Annotated in this window: 14 protein-coding genes; 7 read left to right on the top strand and 7 right to left on the bottom strand. The window is 58.4% G+C overall.

Translation table 11 applies throughout. The features are described 5' to 3' along the window. Positions 1-26: 26 nt before the first annotated feature. Positions 27-1166, bottom strand: coding sequence for an alkaline phosphatase family protein (locus FFT87_RS08955; RefSeq protein WP_219948404.1), 1140 nt, complete (start codon positions 1164-1166; stop codon positions 27-29). Between the two features lie 12 nt (positions 1167-1178). Between FFT87_RS08955 and FFT87_RS08950 the strand changes: the two genes are divergently transcribed. Then, positions 1179-3638, top strand: coding sequence for a DNA topoisomerase (ATP-hydrolyzing) subunit A (locus FFT87_RS08950; protein ID WP_219948403.1), 2460 nt, complete (start codon positions 1179-1181; stop codon positions 3636-3638). A gap of 22 nt (positions 3639-3660) precedes the next feature. Here the strand turns inward: FFT87_RS08950 and FFT87_RS08945 are convergent, their stop codons facing one another. Further along, complete coding sequence (locus FFT87_RS08945; RefSeq protein WP_219948402.1) at positions 3661-5739, bottom strand: type IIA DNA topoisomerase subunit B; 2079 nt, start codon at positions 5737-5739, stop codon at positions 3661-3663. Between the two features lie 215 nt (positions 5740-5954). Between FFT87_RS08945 and FFT87_RS08940 the strand changes: the two genes are divergently transcribed. Both FFT87_RS08940 and FFT87_RS08935 read left to right on the top strand, forming a co-directional pair. Further along, complete coding sequence (locus FFT87_RS08940) at positions 5955-6185, top strand: hypothetical protein (protein WP_219948401.1); 231 nt, start codon at positions 5955-5957, stop codon at positions 6183-6185. Between the two features lie 61 nt (positions 6186-6246). Further along, positions 6247-7248: a sugar-transfer associated ATP-grasp domain-containing protein gene (locus FFT87_RS08935; RefSeq protein WP_219948400.1), complete on the top strand. Its 1002-nt coding sequence runs from the start codon at positions 6247-6249 to the stop codon at positions 7246-7248. A 97-nt stretch (positions 7249-7345) separates the two neighbouring features. On the opposite strand, the gene FFT87_RS08930 is transcribed toward FFT87_RS08935, so the two are convergent. The 3 genes from FFT87_RS08930 to FFT87_RS08920 all read right to left on the bottom strand — a co-directional run bounded on the left by FFT87_RS08930 (position 7346) and on the right by FFT87_RS08920 (position 10448). Beyond that, positions 7346-8047, bottom strand: coding sequence for a coenzyme F420-0:L-glutamate ligase (locus FFT87_RS08930; protein ID WP_219948399.1), 702 nt, complete (start codon positions 8045-8047; stop codon positions 7346-7348). Between the two features lie 7 nt (positions 8048-8054). After that, complete coding sequence (locus FFT87_RS08925; RefSeq protein ID WP_370628547.1) at positions 8055-9413, bottom strand: RNA polymerase sigma factor; 1359 nt, start codon at positions 9411-9413, stop codon at positions 8055-8057. 99 nt (positions 9414-9512) lie between these two features. After that, positions 9513-10448, bottom strand: coding sequence for a proteasome assembly chaperone family protein (locus FFT87_RS08920; RefSeq protein ID WP_219948397.1), 936 nt, complete (start codon positions 10446-10448; stop codon positions 9513-9515). A gap of 101 nt (positions 10449-10549) precedes the next feature. Here FFT87_RS08920 and FFT87_RS08915 point away from each other — a divergent pair, with 101 nt between their 5' ends. The 3 genes from FFT87_RS08915 to sucB all read left to right on the top strand — a co-directional run bounded on the left by FFT87_RS08915 (position 10550) and on the right by sucB (position 15125). Continuing rightward, positions 10550-12037, top strand: coding sequence for a leucyl aminopeptidase (locus tag FFT87_RS08915; RefSeq protein WP_219950773.1), 1488 nt, complete (start codon positions 10550-10552; stop codon positions 12035-12037). 97 nt (positions 12038-12134) lie between these two features. After that, entirely contained in the window at positions 12135-13508 is a 1374-nt protein-coding gene (gene lpdA, locus FFT87_RS08910) for a dihydrolipoyl dehydrogenase (protein ID WP_219948396.1), read from the top strand. A gap of 60 nt (positions 13509-13568) precedes the next feature. Next, entirely contained in the window at positions 13569-15125 is a 1557-nt protein-coding gene (gene sucB, locus FFT87_RS08905; protein WP_219948395.1) for a 2-oxoglutarate dehydrogenase, E2 component, dihydrolipoamide succinyltransferase, read from the top strand. A gap of 11 nt (positions 15126-15136) precedes the next feature. On the opposite strand, the gene FFT87_RS08900 is transcribed toward sucB, so the two are convergent. Beyond that, the gene (locus FFT87_RS08900; RefSeq protein WP_219948394.1) at positions 15137-16606 is read right to left on the bottom strand and encodes a hypothetical protein; all 1470 of its coding nucleotides are present in this window, start codon (positions 16604-16606) and stop codon (positions 15137-15139) included. A gap of 178 nt (positions 16607-16784) precedes the next feature. Here FFT87_RS08900 and FFT87_RS08895 point away from each other — a divergent pair, with 178 nt between their 5' ends. Next, positions 16785-17510: a DUF4191 domain-containing protein gene (locus FFT87_RS08895; protein ID WP_219948393.1), complete on the top strand. Its 726-nt coding sequence runs from the start codon at positions 16785-16787 to the stop codon at positions 17508-17510. 46 nt (positions 17511-17556) lie between these two features. On the opposite strand, the gene FFT87_RS08890 is transcribed toward FFT87_RS08895, so the two are convergent. After that, a complete protein-coding gene (locus FFT87_RS08890; protein WP_219948392.1) occupies positions 17557-17961 on the bottom strand; it encodes an RDD family protein in 405 nt (134 codons plus the stop codon). Positions 17962-18060: the final 99 nt, after the last annotated feature.

Here is an 18060-nt window from a genome sequence, read left to right as displayed (position 1 = left end):
CAACATTTTGCGAACGACCACCCTCTCTAGTCGGCGAACGCTCCGAACCGCAGAAGCGGGACTCGCAACTCGTCATCCGACCACGAACCGTGCTGGCCGACCATTAGTCGGCCATGATCATTCGGAATGCGAGAGTCGTAGTACGCAATCGCTTTACGAGCAGCTACGACGATGTCCCCAATTCGCGGCGCGACTGCGGCATCAACGGCGCCGAACCAGTCAGCCGCAATCGCATCGTCTCGGCTCACAACCCAAGAGCGGTGACCTTCGGCCTCTTGCCAGCGCTCGAGCACATCCGCTCTCTGGTCCGCAGTGAGAGTCGGCTCCAGGTGGAGGTGGAGGCAGCGAGGCTCGCCCGCGAAGTGCCGAACACCAAGCAAGAGCTCTGGTGCTGTGTCGAAAAGTACATGGGCGCTGGGTGGCACATCGACCATGCCGTGGTCGGCAGTAATAAGCACTCCTTGGTCAGCTGCCAGACGACCAACGACTCCGGCCAGTGCGGCATCCAAGGACTCAAGGGCATGCGTCCATTGCGGCGATTGCCAACCGTGGGCATGGCCTGCCATGTCAAGCTCCGGCGCGTAGACGTAAGTGATGGATGCGGCTGCACTGGTTTCACCAACAGCGACAGCCACACGCAGCCGCTCCGCTAGCGACCCCGCAGCGACATAGCGCGCTCCTCGCAAGACCGCCCGCGTAAAACCGGAGTCTCGATAGCGCGATGCCCCGACGGCCACGGCCGTGAATCCCTGTTCACTCGCACGCTCGAAAAGCGTCGGCACGCGCTGCCACGTCGCAGGGTCAAGGCGCGCGTCCCATCCGGAGAGCTGATTGATCACGCGATCATTGGCGGTGTCGAGAGCGCTATAGCTCACCAGCCCGTGCTGGCCGGCCCGGACCCCAGTCGCCAAGCTGGCAATCGCTGACGCTGTTGTCGTAGGAAACCCAGATTGGATCACTGACCGCTTCGAGAATGCTGCCGCAAGCGTTCTGGCGTGACCAAGGCGAGCTTTGAGGCTGTGTGCGCCCAATCCGTCAACCAGGAGCACAACGGCATGTCGGGCGGGCGGCAAGCTCAGTCGATTCTCCTCGCCTGCGATTGCGTGAAGGGAACTTGACAACACATCGGTGAGGTTCGCTGAGTCTGGGTTGAGCGCCGGTAACATTAGAGCAATCCTATGGCTACTCCCACTAAACCCTCCCCAGACTCCCCCGCCGGCGAACGCATCGAGGACATCGATGTCACGACCGAGATGCAGGGCTCGTTCTTGGAGTATGCGTACTCCGTGATTTATTCGCGTGCCCTTCCTGACGCACGCGACGGCCTGAAGCCCGTACAACGCCGCATCCTCTATCAGATGAGCGAAATGGGTCTTCGACCCGAAAAGGGGCACGTCAAGTCATCCCGCGTCGTCGGCGACGTCATGGGAAAACTGCACCCCCACGGCGACGCATCAATCTATGACGCCATGGTTCGCCTGACTCAGAGCTTCATTTTGCGGGTGCCGCTGATCGACGGCCACGGCAACTTTGGCTCGCTCGACGACGGCCCGGCAGCCCCCCGGTACACCGAGGCCCGCCTGCAAGCATCAGCAATTGCCATGACGGACAATCTCGACGAAGACGTTGTCGATTTTGTCCCGAACTACGACAACTCCACAACCCAGCCAGAGGTGCTGCCTGCCGCGTTCCCCAATCTGCTCGTCAATGGTGCCAGTGGAATCGCCGTGGGAATGGCAACCAATATGGCGCCTCACAATCTCATCGAGGTCGTCGGGGCTGCCCGGCATCTACTGTCGAACCCGAACGCCACTGTCGAAGAACTTATGCAGTTTGTACCCGGCCCAGACCTTCCGACCGGCGGCAAGATCATCGGCCTTGCCGGGGTCAAAGATGCCTACACAAACGGCCGCGGCGCGTTCAAGACCCGCGCAAAGGTGACGGTGGAGTCGATCACCGCACGAAAAATGGGCTTGGTCGTCACCGAACTGCCCTATCTTGTGGGTCCAGAGCGCGTAATTGAGAAGATCAAAGACGGTGTTAATGCCAAGAAGATCGTCGGCATTTCAGACGTCACCGACCTCACCGACCGCAACCACGGTCTCCGACTCGTCATCGGGATCAAGACAGGCTTCAGCCCGGATGCGGTGCTCGAGCAGCTGTACCGTCTTACTCCCCTTGAAGATAACTTCAGCATCAATGCGGTGACCCTTGTTGACGGCCGCCCTCAGACGCTCGGCCTCAAACCTCTGCTCGAGGTCTTCCTCAAGCACCGCCTTAACGTGGTCACTCGCCGCAGTACATTCCGTCTCACTAAACACCGTGAGCGCTTGCATCTCGTTGAGGGGCTTCTCGTTGCCATCGTCGACATCGATGAGGTTATCCAGGTTATTCGCCGGAGCGACGACAGCGATCAAGCGCGAACTCGGTTGCGTGAGGTATTTGACCTGAGCGAATTGCAGGCGGAATACATCCTTGAGCTGCGGCTTCGTCGTCTCACCAAATTCAGCCGGATCGAACTTGAGGCCGAGGCAGACAAGTTGCGCGCTGAGATTGCGAGGCTAGAAGCTCTGCTGGCCGACGAAAACCTGATTCGCGCCCTCGTCTCCGATGAGCTCGAAGATGTCGCGGATAAGTTCGGCACACCACGCCGCACGTTACTCACGGAAGCCCCGGCCTCCATCGCTACGACGTCACGCTCTGCCGCCCGCAAAAACTTGCCCGTGTTAGAAATCGCGGATGATCCCTGCGTCGTGTTGCTATCGACAACAGGGCACGTTATCCGTGTGGGGATTGCCGAGGGCGAGACCGTGCTCGCGGCCCCTCGTCGCTCCAAGCACGACGCGATCCGGTCCCGCGTAACAACGACAAGTCGCACTGAGATCGGCGCCATCACTAATCGGGGCCGACTGATTCGCTTCACAGCGATGGATCTCCCGAGCGTCCCTTCGAGTTCCGTGCAGCTGGGCGCTGGTGCGAAGATCAATGAGTACTTAGCGATCGAGGCAAAGGAAACGGTGTTAGCCCTTGTTTCGCTCGAGAGCGAACAGCCAATCGCTCTGGGCACCCGACTCGGCACCGTCAAGCGGGTAATCCCAGGTTCCTGGCCCTCAAAGCCGGATTTCGAGGTCATCGCGTTGAAAGCTGGCGATGAGCTTGTTGGCGCAGCGCACAGCAACGACGATGATGAGCTGACGTTCATCACCTCGCAAACGCAGCTGCTTCACTTTGCTGCGTCGGCAGTGCGACCTCAAGGCGTAACCGCAGGAGGAATGGCCGGAATCCGTGTCGATGCGGGAGCCAGCGTAATCTTCTTCGATGCCATCAGCGTGAATCCTGAAACGGTTGCGGTCACCGTTTCAGGGTCGAGCGCCACCATTGCGGGAACTGACCCTGGACGAATTAAGGTAAGCGCCTTTGACCAGTTCCCCGCTAAGGGGCGAGGCACCGGCGGCGTGCGCGCGCATTCGCTCCTCAAGGGCGAAGACACCCTCACTCTCGGATGGGTCGGAACCGCTCCTGCGGCCGCTGTGGCACCCGACGGTACCGTTCGCCAACTCCCGACAGAGCTGAGTAAACGCGATGCGTCAGGCGCCTTGCTCGAGAGCGTGATCGGGTCTGTCGGCGCAACCCCGTAGCAGGCTGGCTGCGACCGCGCCTCTAGATGTCGATGCGGTCGCGGTCGAGGCCCTGCCCTTGGATGATGAACTCCTTGCGCGGAGCAACTTCATTTCCCATGAGCAGTTCGAAGACCGTTCCGGCTTGTTCAGCATCCGAAATATTGACGCGACGCAGAACTCGATTGTTGCGATCCATAGTGGTGGTCGCTAATTGGTCAGCGTCCATCTCCCCAAGGCCCTTGTAGCGCTGAATGGGGTCTTGGTAGCGCTTGCCTGAGCGCTTGAGGCCGGAAAGAACTCCATTAAGTTCTTTCTCCGAGTAGGTGTAAATCGTCTCGTTGGGTTTGGACCCGGGGTTAATGACAACGACGCGGTGCAATGGCGGAACCGCTGCATAGACGCGACCATCGCGAATCATCTCAGGCATGTATCGGAAGAAAAGAGTCAACAGCAATGTGCGGATATGAGCGCCATCGACATCAGCGTCGGCCATGATGATGACTTTTCCATAGCGCGCCGTCGACAAATCAAAGCTGCGCCCGGAACCGGCGCCGATTACTTGGATAATCGAGGCGCACTCTGCGTTAGACAGCATGTCGCTGATCGACGCTTTCTGAACGTTGAGAATTTTGCCTCTAATCGGCAGTAGCGCCTGGTATTCACTATCTCGGCCCAGCTTTGCGGTGCCAAGAGCGGAATCGCCCTCGACGATGAAGAGTTCGCTGTTGGCGACATCACTTGACCGGCAGTCAACGAGCTTCGCTGGCAGACTCGAGCTCTCTAGCGCGTTCTTGCGCCGCTGAGTTTCCTTATGGGCCCGCGCTGAAATGCGTGACTTCATCTCGGCGACGACCTTGTCGAGAACAAGTGACGCCTCTGCTTTGTCGTCACGTTTCGTCGAAGCGAAACGTTCTGTAAGAGCCGCCGAAATGACTTTGGCAACAATCGCACGGACCGCAGGGGTACCCAGGATCTCTTTCGTCTGCCCTTCGAACTGTGGTTCAGGAAGCCGAACCGTCAGCACGACCGTCAGTCCTGCGAGCACATCATCCTTGTCGAGCTTGTCGCTGCCAAGCTTCAACCGGCGCGCATTCTTTTCTGTCTCAGCGCGCAGGAACTTGAGCAGGCTCTGCTCGAAGCCAGTCAGGTGCGTTCCGCCCTTTGGCGTGGCAATGATGTTGACGAAACTCTTCACGATCGTGTCATAGCCGGTTCCCCAGCGAAGAGCGACATCGACCACGCAGTCACGCGAGACTTCTGTCGAAACCATGTGGCCATTCTCTTGCAACACCGGAACGCTCTCGGTGAATCCGCCAGAGCCGGTCAGACGCCACGTGTCCGTGATCGGAGGGTCAACGGCCAAGTGATCGACAAACTCGGAGATTCCCCCCTCGAACGAGAAGCTTTCCTCACGGGGTTCGTCACCGCGATGATCAGACACGTTCAGTGTCAGATTCGGGACGAGGAACGCCGTCTGCCGCAGGCGATCGACCAACCCATCGGACTGGAATGTCGCGCCTTTGGTAAAGATTTGACGGTCAGCCCAGTAGCGAACGCGTGTTCCGGTTCGCCCCTTGGGAACCTTTCCTACGACACGCAACTCGCTTCCCGAAACGAACGGCTTAAAGGGCGCATCAGGTGTCGGTTCACCAGTATCGGAGAAAATTCCTGGCTCTCCGCGATGAAACGACATGGCCCACGTCTTGCCGTCACGGTCGACCTCGACGTCAAGCCGTTCCGAAAGCGCGTTAACGACCGAAGCTCCGACACCGTGAAGTCCTCCGGATGCCGCATACGACCCTGAACCGAATTTGCCTCCGGCGTGCAGCTTCGTAAAAACGACCTCGACGCCGGAAAGTCCCGTCTTCGGCTCAATGTCGACGGGGATCCCACGCGCCTTGTCGCGCACTTCAACACTCTCATCGGCATGCAAAATCACGCTGATCTCCGAGCCGTGCCCGTCGAGTGCCTCGTCTACCGAGTTGTCGATGACTTCCCAGAGACAGTGCATGAGGCCGCGGGAGTCGGTAGAACCGATATACATTCCGGGACGCTTGCGAACCGCTTCAAGCCCCTCAAGAACTGAAAGGTGACGGGCAGAGTAGTCAGAGCTCGCCATGATGTGCTCCTAGGGTTTGACGACGGAAGACCAGTGTTAAGACTACGTTCTCCGCACGACATCCGCGGTCACCAACACCCACGGCACCGGGGACTCTCTCCTCGCCCAATTCTGATACGCGCACAGCGAAATGCCTGCGATATAGGAAGAATCTTCAGCCGCTCGTGCTTGTATAGGCGTACGGATCAACAACCGCTAGCAAGAAGGAGTAGGCCATGTCGAACATTGCAACAGAAGACACCACAGTCGATGAGATGGACTACACCCTCACGGCGCTCGATCGCTGTGACAGTTGTGGCGCGCAGGCATACGTTCGCGCGACTCTCGCCAGTGGCGATCTTCTCTTTTGTGCCCATCACGGAGCCAAGTTCAAGGAGAAGCTGTTCCCCACTGCCCTGAACTGGGTCGATGAGTCGAGCCGTCTCAATGCCGGGCGAACTGTTTAGCACGCTCACGTAGCTAACCCGTTGCCGGCATCCGTGTCGGTGTGACCTTCGTAGGAGAACTGTGAAGCGCATCCGGCACTATGTGTCGCGTCTCGTATCGCTAGACGTCTCGAACATGCTGGCTGTGGCGCGCGCCATCAATTCGCGCAGCCGCACACCAGTGCTGATCATCCTCCTTGACATGGTGTGGTGCTCGCTTGTCTACCAGACGGGATACCTCGACTACGAGGAGTTCGAGTTCAATACGCTGAGCCGTGCTGAGCGACGCACGTGGATTACCAGCGGAAATGCTAACTCCATCGTCGTCAAGTACAACCAACGTGATTTTCGTGAACGCTTCAATGACAAACCGACGTTCAACGCCATATTCAGTGAGTGGTTAGGGCGGGAATGGCTTGATCTGCGAGTCGCGAGCGAAGAAGATTTCGTTCGCTTCGTGAGCGTCCACGATCCCATCATGGTCAAAGTTGTCGACAGCATGAGCGGTGCAGGCATCGAGAAACACTCCGGCAGCCAGCTAGCGGACGCACACGCGCTCTACCGCCAGCTCATGGAAAACAGACAGTTTTTGGTCGAAGCGTTTATCGAACAGCATGCAGGCATGTCTGCCCTGTGCCCTACCAGCGTCAACTCAATACGCATGATCACGTTCTTCGACGGCACCGACGTGCACGTACTTGAGGCCGTGTTGCGCATGGGAAACGGCGCAGAAGTCGATAACTACAATCGCGGCGGAATGTATACAGTGCTCGACGAAAAGACGGGCATTGCTGCTTATGGCGCCTTCGACAAGAACGCGAACACATTCATCAACCACCCGCAAACAGGGATGCCAATTGTTGGCTTCCAGGTGCCACTCTTTGACCAGGTGTTGAACACTCTCGACACGGTGGCACGGATCATCCCGCAAATCCCCTACGTTGGTTGGGATGTTGCGATCTCCACAACGGGCCCCGCCATCATTGAGGGCAACTACAACACCGGCGTGTTTCAGATGAAGCCAAGTCTCACCGGCATCAAGACCGGTCTGCTGCCTAAGTTCCGCGAAGTCATCGACTTCTAGCAACCTTCACGTCGGAGCGACAGGGCGCGAAAAACGCCCAACATGATCGCTGGGCGTTCGTCGGACTGCCTCGAGTTGTCGAGTCGTGCGGAAAGCTTTATACGACGCGGCGGATGACGCCGAGCGGTGTGCTCTGATGGTCTTGACCGAGGGGATTATCTTTCAGAACCTTGCGGACCAGTTCGCTGGTGGCACGGTCTGTTGTCGATCCCAGGATATTTCCACCGAAGTCGTTGATGTCGACGATGAGGACTTGGACCTTGCCTCCCAGGGCTGATGCGATATCACTCGCAACCCCATCTGGACGCGCTGGGCCAAGCACAACATGCGAATCGTACGGAGGGATGGTGTTCTTCGTGGGCCCATCAATGGCACGAGCCTTCGGCCCGGCGATGCGATAGAAGTCACCGCGCCGACCGATAGCTTTCGTTACGGCAGCAACCGCTGCCGCGAAAAGAATTCGGGGCGTGCCACATTCGCGAAGCGCCATTTCCATCGTCTCAGGCATGCCAAGACCAATTCCGTGGGAAGTCTTCGTTACATACTTCGACAGTGTCGTCGCGAGCTTGCGCGGAGTGATCTCATCGATTGGGTAGGCACGACCCTGCGTAATCCCCACGATTTTCTCGGTAACAAAAAGAAGGTCGCCATCGCGCACGACATCCGTTGCGTACTCGGTTACCACCTGCACGATGTCATCGTCACGAACCACAAGCCGAGTCTTAATCGGGAGTCGTTCGAAAACAACGCCATCAACCTCAACGGTGAGACTCTTTCCCGCGTTCGCTCCAGCAGTCATTATTGGCCTATTCGAGGTAGTCGCGTAGCGACTGTGAGCGTGACGGGTGACGCAACTTGGCCATCGTCTTGGACTCGATCTGACGGATGCGCTCGCGAGTTACGCCGAACGTGTCACCGATCTGGTCAAGTGTTTTCGGCATTCCGTCTCCGAGGCCGAAACGCATGCGGATAACTCCAGCTTCGCGCTCTGAGAGAGAATCGAGAAGGCTTTCAAGCTGCTTTTGCAACATCGTGAAGCCCACAGCATCCGCAGGCACAACGGCTTCAGTGTCTTCGATGAGGTCACCGAATTCGCTGTCACCGTCTTCACCAAGAGGCGTGTGGAGGGAAATAGGCTCTCGGCCGTATTTCTGAACCTCGACGACCTTTTCCGGAGTCATGTCGAGTTCACGCGACAACTCTTCAGGAGTGGGCTCGCGGCCCAGGTCCTGGAGCATTTGACGCTGAACCCGAGCGAGCTTGTTGATGACCTCAACCATGTGCACAGGAATACGAATCGTGCGGGCCTGGTCGGCCATCGCGCGAGTAATGGCCTGGCGGATCCACCATGTTGCGTAGGTCGAGAACTTGAAGCCCTTCGTGTAGTCGAACTTCTCGACTGCACGAATCAGGCCAAGGTTGCCCTCTTGAATAAGGTCAAGGAACTGCATGCCACGACCCGTATAACGCTTCGCGAGCGAGACTACGAGTCGGAGGTTGGCGCCGAGCAAATGACTCTTGGCTCGCTGACCATCTTTGGCTACCCACTGCAGCTCACGGCCGAGAGTCGAACGGACCTTGGAGGGTTCCATTTCTGCAAGCTTGTCTTCTGCAAAGAGTCCGGCTTCAATTCGCATGGCAAGCTCAACTTCTTGAGCTGCGTTGAGCAGTGCGACTTTACCGATTTGCTTCAGGTAATCCTTGACAGGGTCGGCAGTCGCACCAGTGATCGCCGCCGAGTAAACAGGCACATCGTCTTCGTCATCGACGAGCGAGAGCACGAGAGCGCCAGTAGGGAGGGCTTCGTCTTTGCTCTTCGACTTCTCTTCTTGGTCTTCGTCTTTCGACTCGTCTTCGCCGTCGGCTTCGTCGATTTCGATCTTCGCTGCCGCGGCTTTTCTGCTCTTCGCCGGCGCTTTCGCCTTAGCAGGCGCCTTCGCTGCGGCCGGCTTCTTAGCGGCGGCCGCCTTCTTCGCTGTTGCTGTTTCGGTTGTCGACTTCGTTGTCGCCACCTTTTCGGTTGTCTCGTCTACCGCGTCGGCGGCTTTCGTGCGCGCTGCTGCCTTAGCAGGAGCCTTCGTCGTTGCGGTTGTGGACTCCGCAGCTTTAGTTCGGGTAGCCATGTGAACACCTTTCCGAGGTTTTCGGGCAGTACTAAGACCCATGTCAAGTATCTGAACGTTATGCGCACTGCAAAACGGTTCTAGAACAAGAACGGGTCTTACTACTAGTATGCCACGATTTTCACGTGGTCAACACCAGAGCTAGAGGGGCAATCCCGAGGCGCTATCGTCGTCGCCTGCACGCTTTATCGCTAAGAACTTTTGCAGTTCAGCAGCAATCTCATCGGCCGACGGCAACTCGCCGGCCTCATCTGTGAGAGGCGACCGCATGGGGTTTTCCTCCATGTAATTGTCGTGCCGTTCTTCAAGCGATCCGACTAGTCGCGCAAGCTCTTGATTGCTTTCGACTTGGCCATCGATCTTGGCAATAAATTCGCGACCATCTTCACGGAGTCGGTCCGTAGGAAAGATAAGGCCGGTCGCGGCGCTCACGCTCTCCAAAGCAGTGACAGCGGCCGTAGGCCATTCTGTGTCAGCAAGGTAATGAGGGATAAGCAGAACGAAGCCGGCAGTTGAATGCCCAATCTCCTGAAGACGAAACTCAATGAGGTGCATCGCGTTTGCCGGAACTTGAGTGTGCGGCTTCCAGACGGAGAACTGTTCGATGAGTTCGCTGCGATTGCCACTGACCGTCACGCCGATACTCCGAGTGTGAGGGACGGGCATAGGGATGGCATGAACCCAGGTCGTTGATTTGACTTCGAACTTCTCGATCAGCCTCAACACTGCCCCAGAGAACCGATCCCACTGAAAATCAGGCTCGTAACCGGTGAGGAGCAAAAAAGGTTGACCCAACTCATCCTTCGCCAAATACAGTTCAAGCTTGGCTGGCCGATAGTCGCTCAAATGGTCTTGATCGAAATAGATTGTTGGACGTCGAGCGCGGTAGTCGAGAAGCGAATCGTTGTCGAAAGACGCAACGACAGTTCGCTCGAGGGTGTCAAGAAGATACTGGCTGAACTGGCTCACTGCCCCACCAGCATCCGCGAACCCCGTGAGGCCTGCGACGAGCGGAAGACCGCGCGGCACCGCGGCGACATCTGTCGCGATGTCATATAAGCCGGCTGGATCTCGCATGCTCCAACTCTAATCGCGTGTGCGGCCGCATCCTGAGGATTACGGCCTACAACGTCAAGCTGCTAGCGAACATGCAGGCGGATGCTGGATATCATGAGGGCATGACCGTTGCTACGTTGCATTTGTCCACCGTTTCCGCCGCACTGACTCAATCCGATGTACTTGTTATTGGGGTAGTGAAAACTGCGGCCGGGCCGCAATTGATCGACAACTCTCCCGAGCTTGCTTCTTTCGCTGACGCGCTCAGCATTGTCGGAGCGACGGGAGCACAAGACGAGCTCTATCGAATTCCCGCCTCTGGCATCGCCGCCCCCGCAGTAGCCTTCATCGGTATCGGCGACGCTACGGTCAGCACCGAGGTTCTCCGGTACGCCGCCGGATCGGCCGCCCGCCAGCTGCGTGGAGCAGAGCACATTGCGCTTGCGTTCGGCATCGAAGCAGCCGACGACACCCTCGCAGTGCTCGAAGGTGCGGCAATCGGCGCTTACTCCTACGACGTCTACCGCTCGACCAAACCGGAAGCATCGAAGAGCTTGGCCACGACGATCACCGTGGTGACCCCAATCGATGACGCCTCTCTGCTTGAGCGGGCCACGATTATTGCCAACGCGACTCACGTCACGCGAGATCTCGTCAACCAGGCACCCCTCGATCTCTACCCCGCCACCTTCGCGGACCGCGCTAGCGAACTTGCCGCGCTCGATAACGTCACCGTAGAAGTTCTGGCAGAAAAGGAACTCGAAGAAGGCGGCTACGGCGGCATTCTCGGCGTTGGTCAGGGATCTAGCAGGGGCCCTCGTCTCGTTAAAATCAGCTACTCCCCCACAGGCGCTGCCAAGCACCTTGCCTTGGTCGGCAAGGGAATCACCTTCGACTCCGGCGGGCTTTCGCTCAAGCCGGGTCTCGGCATGATCGGAATGAAATTCGACATGAGCGGCGCCGCCACCGTTATGGCTGTGGTCGAGGCGTGCGCAAAATTGGGCACGAACGTGCGCCTTACGGCGTGGCTGTGCCTCGCCGAAAACATGCCGTCCGGTACGGCCATTCGCCCCAATGACGTTCTGACCATCCGTGGCGGCAAAACGGTCGAAGTGCTTAATACGGATGCTGAAGGTCGCCTCGTCATGGCAGACGGGCTTGTCGCCGCTAGCGAGGAGCACCCCGACGCAATTGTTGACATCGCTACCCTGACAGGAGCCGCGGTCGTTGCCCTGGGAAACCGCTACGCGGGGACCCTGGGCGAGAAGGATCTCGTCAACCGGGTCGTCGCGGTGGCGGATCGAGTCGGTGAACCGTTCTGGCCCATGCCCATCAGTCCAGAGCTGCGTCCTCTCCTCGCCTCGGATGTTGCCGACATCGCCAATATCAAGGCTGGCAGTACCGCTGGGGGCATGCTCATCGCCGCAGCCTTCCTGAGAGATTTTGTCGGCAAACAGGCAGACAGTACTGAGACGATCCCGTGGGCTCATATCGATATCGCTGGGCCGTCGGACAACCGCGGTGGCGGTTGGGGCTACGTCGGCAAGGGCGCTACCGGAATCGGGGTAAGAACACTCATCGAACTGGCCGAGGAATTTTCTCGTCCGTAGTAAGGTTTTTCCATGTGGGATTTTTCCGCACCATCCGGTCGCAGCGTGAACGCACCTGCGGGCCGGCGAATATTTTCCTTACAGAGGAGCTGCTGTATTGGCTGAGCACAATTTTGACCTTGTCGTACTTGGCGGAGGAAGCGGTGGCTACGCCGCCGCGCTGCGCGCCGCAGAACTTGGTATGACCGTTGGCCTGATCGAGAAGAACAAACTCGGCGGCACCTGTCTTCACGTTGGTTGCATCCCGACTAAGGCCCTTCTGCACTCCGCAGAGGTTGCCGATGTCACTCGGGAAGCCGCTAAGTACGGGGTAAAGACCACGCTCGAGGGTATCGACATCGCCGGCGTTACGAAGTACCGTCAGGACATCGTCGCAAGCAAATTCAAGGGACTTCAAGGTCTCATCAAGATGCGTGGAATTTCCGTCATCGAGGGTGAAGGCAAGTTGGTTGCGCCGAACACCGTTCAGGTTGGCGAAGACACTGTCGTCGGCAAGAACGTGATTCTCGCCACCGGTTCGTATTCGCGTTCCCTGCCCGGCCTTGAGATCGGCGGCCGCGTAATCACTTCTGAGCAAGCTCTTGAGCTCGACTTCGTGCCCAAGAAGGTCGCCGTCCTCGGCGGTGGCGTCATTGGTGTCGAGTTCTCCAGCGTCTGGAAGAGCTGGGGCGCCGATGTGACGATCATCGAGGGGCTCCCTAACCTCGTACCCAACGAAGACGAGTCGGTAAGCAAGCAGTTCGAGCGTGCTTTCCGCCGTCGTGGCATCAACTTCCACACCGGCGTGCGCTTTAAGAGCGTCGAGCAGAATGACGACGGAGTCGTCGTAACGCTCGAAAATGGCGAAGTTGTTGAAGCTGAGCTGCTTCTGGTCGCTGTTGGTCGCGGACCCTCGACCGCAGGTCTCGGATTCGAAGAAGTTGGCATCGAGATGGATCGCGGCTTCGTCTTGACCAATGAGCGTCTCGCGACGAACGTTGCTGGCGTCTATGCAGTTGGCGACATCGTTCCCGGCCTGCAACTTGCGCACCGCGGCTTCCAGCAAGGAATCTTTGTTGTTGAGGAGATTGCCGGTCTCAACCCGATTGTTATCGACGACCTGAACATTCCCAAGGTCACCTACAGTGACCCCGAAGTTGCATCCATTGGGCTGACGGAAGCAAAGGCAGTTGAGCTGCACGGCGCCGACAATGTCAAGGCATACGACTACAACCTGGGCGGAAACGGCAAGAGCGCCATCATTGGCACCACCGGATCCATCAAGGTCGTCCGCGTTGTCGATGGCCCCGTCATTGGCGTGCACATGATCGGTGCTCGAGTCGGCGAACTAATCGGTGAAGCACAACTCATCGTCAACTGGGAAGCACATCCAGAGGACATCACCCCGCTGTTGCACGCACACCCCACCCAAAATGAGGCCCTCGGCGAGGCCTTCCTCGCATTGGCGGGCAAGCCGCTTCACGCGGTATAGGCTCCGCTTCAAGCACGGAACTAAGCTATTGATCATAAGCATCACAAAGGAGCAGTACTGATGAGCGAATCCGTTAACCTTCCGGCACTCGGTGAGAGTGTCACCGAGGGCACGGTGACCCGCTGGCTTAAGCAAGTCGGCGATAGCGTAGAGGTCGACGAGCCTCTACTCGAAGTCTCGACAGACAAGGTCGACACGGAGATTCCTTCTCCCGTCGCCGGAGTCATCGAAGAGATTTTGGTTGCCGAAGACGAGACAGTAGAAGTAGGAACTGCGCTCGTAAGAATCGGCGACGGATCTGGTGGCTCAGACGCTGCTCCCGCCGCTGAGGCCGAGCCTGCTGCTGCGGAAGCAGAGCCTGAGACTTCCGCCCCAGCTGCCGAGCCCGAAGCGGCACCCGCTGCTGAAGCGCAGCCCGTTGCAGAAACTCCAGCCGAAGCACCAGCCGAAGAGGACGCTCCTGCCGCACCGGCACAAGACACACCGGTGGCCGTTGCTCCCTCGACCGAAGCTCCCGCTCCCTCGGAAGCGCAGCACGCTGCGGCCCCCGCTGAAGCTGCACCTGTTGAAGAGGCACCTGCCACCGAGACACCGGTTGAAGAGGCACCTGTTGAAGAGGCACCTGCCACCGAGACACCAGCCGCACCGGCTGCAGAGGCTACTTCGAACTCAGCCGAGCATGACGAAGACGATTCGGATTCGGATGACTCGCAGGCTGGGTACCTCACTCCGCTCGTTCGCAAGCTCGCGAACGAACGCGGCGTCGACTTGAGCACCATCACTGGCACCGGCGTAGGCGGTCGAATTCGCAAGCAGGACGTTCTCGATGCCAGCGAAAAGGCATCGAGTACAGAAGCAGAAGCTGCAGCTCCTGCGGCACCCGTCGCACGCGAGGTTTCTCCGCTTCGCGGAACAACGGTACCGATGTCGCGCCTTCGCAAGGTCATCGCTGAACGTGCCGTCATCTCAATGCAGTCGTCTGCGCAGCTCACGTCTGTGGTTGAGGTCGATGTCACTGCCGTTGCCAACTTCCGTACGTCTGTCAAGGACAAGTTCCTCGAGAAGACGGGGACGAAGCTTTCGTTCCTGCCCTTCTTTGCCCTTGCCGCTGCCGAAGCGCTCACGTCGAACCCGATTATCAACGCGACAATCGAAGACAACTCGATCGTGTATCCGGCACAAGAGAACATCAGCATCGCTGTTGACACCGAGCGTGGCCTTCTCACACCGGTTATCCGCGACGCAGCGTCTCTTGACCTCGCGGGACTCGCCGGAGAGATTGCCGACCTCGCGCAACGAACTCGCGACAACAAGCTCACTCCAGACGAACTCTCGGGTGGAACGTTTACGCTGACCAATACTGGTTCGCGCGGCGCTCTCTTCGACACTCCGATCGTCTTCCTGCCGCAGTCCGCTATTTTGGGCACCGGGATCGTCACGAAGAAGCCCGTTGTTATCAGCGATGCGAGCGGCGACTCAATCGGAATTCGTTCGATGGTCTACCTTGCACTGAGCTACGACCACCGCATTGTCGATGGTGCTGATGCTGCTCGTTTCCTGGTCGACATGAAAAACCGCCTTGAAGGCGGCGACTTCGCCGACAAGCTGGGCATCTAACTCACAACGCATTAATCGGGCAGCGAGTAGCTCCTGATACGCCAACCGGCCTCGCCCTTCACCAGAAGGACCGAGGCCGGTTTGCTTGTTTCAGCGGCTCCGATCTCGAAAACCGCGCTATCCCCTAACCGCTGGGTCTCCACTGCGGTAGCCGCATCGAAAAGCATCACTGACGGCAGTTCTCCCCCGGCAAGCACCGCGTCAATAAGCGCGATGTCGTCTGCGTACGCCGGTGTACCAACTGGGCTGACTTCCTCGAGGCACACGACGGAAAGGTCGCGCAGGCAACGGTTACGTGCGTCGATCAAGAGCGGCAATGCCTGCTCGGCTTCCGGCGGAAGTCTCGGGAGCTGGACCTCTTCCGTGGTCGGGATCGCTTCGTCATCGATTGTCTTCGCTAACACCGGACTCGCTGCCAGCGTCTCATCACCTTCCGCGGCAGCCTCAATCGCGAGGATCGAGGCGGCGGCAACGACGCACACCAATCCACCAACGGCAATAGCCCACTGCCTAGCTCGCACAGGCCGACACCAAGTCACGATCGTGCCGACGAACTGCACACTCCTGCGACGCAGCTCCCGCGCAGTCTCCGCAAGTTGGCCATCAAGCCACGGCGGCAGTGCAAGTAGCGACCGCGCTTCGCTGGATGGTGCCCCTGCGCCCGCTGCTGTATCCCCGCCGCGGGACCCATCAGCGGTGATTGGTCGCGAAATCGTCGAAGGGCTCTCGCCTGCCCCCACCACTTCCGAACTAAACCGCAGCGGCTCTGGCGGCCCGATGCTGAATAGCCGCCGCTCAACTTCTTGAGCCCAATCGTGTGCCTGGGTGTTGCTGTCGTCGCCGAGCCATTCGCCAAACTCGCGCACAGTGCGCAATTTTTCTCGATTATTGTTCACCGCATCAAGCACGCCAAGTGAGAGGGCCGCTAGTCTGCGTCGATCCTCCTGGAAGGCCTCATCGAGCTGGATTGTGGCTGGTGTCGGATTGGTAGCGCGCAGCTGCGCAAACCCGAACTCCGTGAAGTACGGACAACCATTTTCATCGAACGCCACTGAATCTACGCTCACATCGCCTATTGCCACCCCAGCATGGTGTGCCCGTCCGAGAGCGCTAATGAGTGGCGCGATTATCGTAATCGCTTCGCCAGGGCGGAGCGATCCTCTTTCGCGCAGTAAACGTCTCAGGGTATCCGAGCCGATCCAGTTCAAGATGAGGAGCGGCGCATCATCGAGCGAGGCGGCTAGGTCATCGATTCTCACGACGTGCTCGCCGTTGGACCGCGCATGGCACACGACTTCAGCGAGGATCTGGGCGACGCTGACCCCTTCGTGGAATTGCTTGATACATCGCATTCCGGAGCGCGCTGTGGACGAACCTTGAGCAAGTTCCGGGTGCAGGGAATGAACGAGAAGTAGTCGCCTCCGTTCACTCTCGGCGAGAGTTCGGACGGTTCGATAGCCAGCCACAGTGTTATCAGTCACTCGTCGATTCTTGGTGCAGTTACGACAAACCAACTCATCCTTTTCTGACCGGTGGAGAACGAGAAGCTTGGTCAATTCGGGAGGTGAAGTGTCAGCATTCCCCCCGTGCGACACCAGGATTTCGGTCACCGGTCACATCGGGCATCCAGCATCCCGCAGAAGGCCGTATCCTAGAAGCATGGCACGCAGCGAAAAGACTCCGAAGGCTCCAAAAGCTCCGAAAGAACCCGGTCGCATCAAACAGATGTACCAGGTCTTCCAGATGACACGACGGTACGACAACCTCGCCGTATGGTTCTTCTTACTGGCGTTCCTGCTCCCCATTCTTGTCGGACTCGCGCTTGCGTTCATCACATCGCGTGACAACGTTTTGGGCTTCGTGCTCTACATCGTTGCTGGCGTCATGGCCGGGCTTCTCGCCTTCCTGATTGTGCTCGGCCGCCGAGCTGAGCGTGCCGCTTATTCGCAGATTGCTGGACAGCCCGGTGCCGTCGGTGCCGTGTTGAAAAGCTCACTTCGACGCGGATGGACGGCAAGCGAAATGCCCGTCGCTATCAGCCCGAAGACTCAAGATGCCGTCTATCGCGCCGTCGGAAAGGGCGGAATCGCTCTCATTGGCGAAGGCCCACGAAGCCGTACACAGAAGATGCTTGAGGATGAACGTCGAAAGATGGTTCGCTTCCTGCCCAACGTTCCCGTGCACTTTATCTATGTCGGACCCGATGCTGAATCAGTAGCGCTGCACAAGCTGGCTCCCGCACTCGGTCGTCTCAAGAACGTTCTGCGCAAGCCCGAGATTCTCGCAATCTCAAACCGTCTGACCTCACTGGAAAAGAACGGGCTGCCCATTCCCAAGGGGATCGATCCGATGAAGGCACGGGCTCAGCGTTCACAGCGGGCATAATCCACGCGACGCCGTGGCTGGCGAACACGTCTGCCATTGTGCGCGTCTAGCGTCGGACCAGCAGCGTGCCAGCTAGCCTGTCGTGCATGCCACGTTGATCCGCATCCCAAATCACTGCGGGAATGACGAGCGCCATAAGGAGCGTCCGAACGATCGGACGCCACACGCCGAGGTATCCTCCAGCGACAGGAACCACCCGCAGCCCTGTGATCAAATGACCAAAGCTGCCGTTCGCTGTGAGTAGCAAGACGATCTGTGCGGTGACAAATACTGCCAAGGTCGCGAAAGCGTCATAGTCGAAGAACGCGATTGAGACGACAACTGCGAACGCCCAGTCGATAGTCAAGGCAACTAGTCGACGGCCAAATCTCGCAATCGAACGCGGGCCTGCAATGGGTAGCCCGATAGATTTTCCTGGCCATTGGTCGTGAGAGTTTTGCGGCTGTTGCACTGCACCAGCCTAACCAGTCCCGGCACCGTAACATGCCGGAAACAATCCGGTGACGCAGGCGAAACCCTTCTTCTGTACCCTAGAAGGTGGTTGTAACGA

It is taken from the genome of Salinibacterium sp. M195 (genome assembly GCF_019443965.1).
Taxonomy (GTDB): Bacteria; Actinomycetota; Actinomycetes; order Actinomycetales; family Microbacteriaceae; genus Rhodoglobus.
The sequence above is the reverse complement of the archived record's forward strand: the minus strand, read 5'-3'. Positions and strand labels throughout refer to the sequence as shown.

Excerpts from the sequence above, each read along its gene's own strand:
- FFT87_RS08955 (WP_219948404.1), bottom strand. The coding sequence starts at position 1,166 with ATGTTACCGGCGCTCAACCCAGACTCAGCGAACCTCACCGATGTGTTG.
- FFT87_RS08950 (WP_219948403.1), top strand. The coding sequence starts at position 1,179 with ATGGCTACTCCCACTAAACCCTCCCCAGACTCCCCCGCCGGCGAACGC.
- FFT87_RS08945 (WP_219948402.1), bottom strand. The coding sequence starts at position 5,739 with ATGGCGAGCTCTGACTACTCTGCCCGTCACCTTTCAGTTCTTGAGGGG.
- FFT87_RS08940 (WP_219948401.1), top strand. The coding sequence starts at position 5,955 with ATGTCGAACATTGCAACAGAAGACACCACAGTCGATGAGATGGACTAC.
- FFT87_RS08930 (WP_219948399.1), bottom strand. The coding sequence starts at position 8,047 with ATGACTGCTGGAGCGAACGCGGGAAAGAGTCTCACCGTTGAGGTTGAT.
- FFT87_RS08925 (WP_370628547.1), bottom strand. The coding sequence starts at position 9,413 with ATGGGTCTTAGTACTGCCCGAAAACCTCGGAAAGGTGTTCACATGGCT.
- FFT87_RS08920 (WP_219948397.1), bottom strand. The coding sequence starts at position 10,448 with ATGCGAGATCCAGCCGGCTTATATGACATCGCGACAGATGTCGCCGCG.
- FFT87_RS08915 (WP_219950773.1), top strand. The coding sequence starts at position 10,550 with ATGACCGTTGCTACGTTGCATTTGTCCACCGTTTCCGCCGCACTGACT.
- sucB (WP_219948395.1), top strand. The coding sequence starts at position 13,569 with ATGAGCGAATCCGTTAACCTTCCGGCACTCGGTGAGAGTGTCACCGAG.
- FFT87_RS08895 (WP_219948393.1), top strand. The coding sequence starts at position 16,785 with ATGGCACGCAGCGAAAAGACTCCGAAGGCTCCAAAAGCTCCGAAAGAA.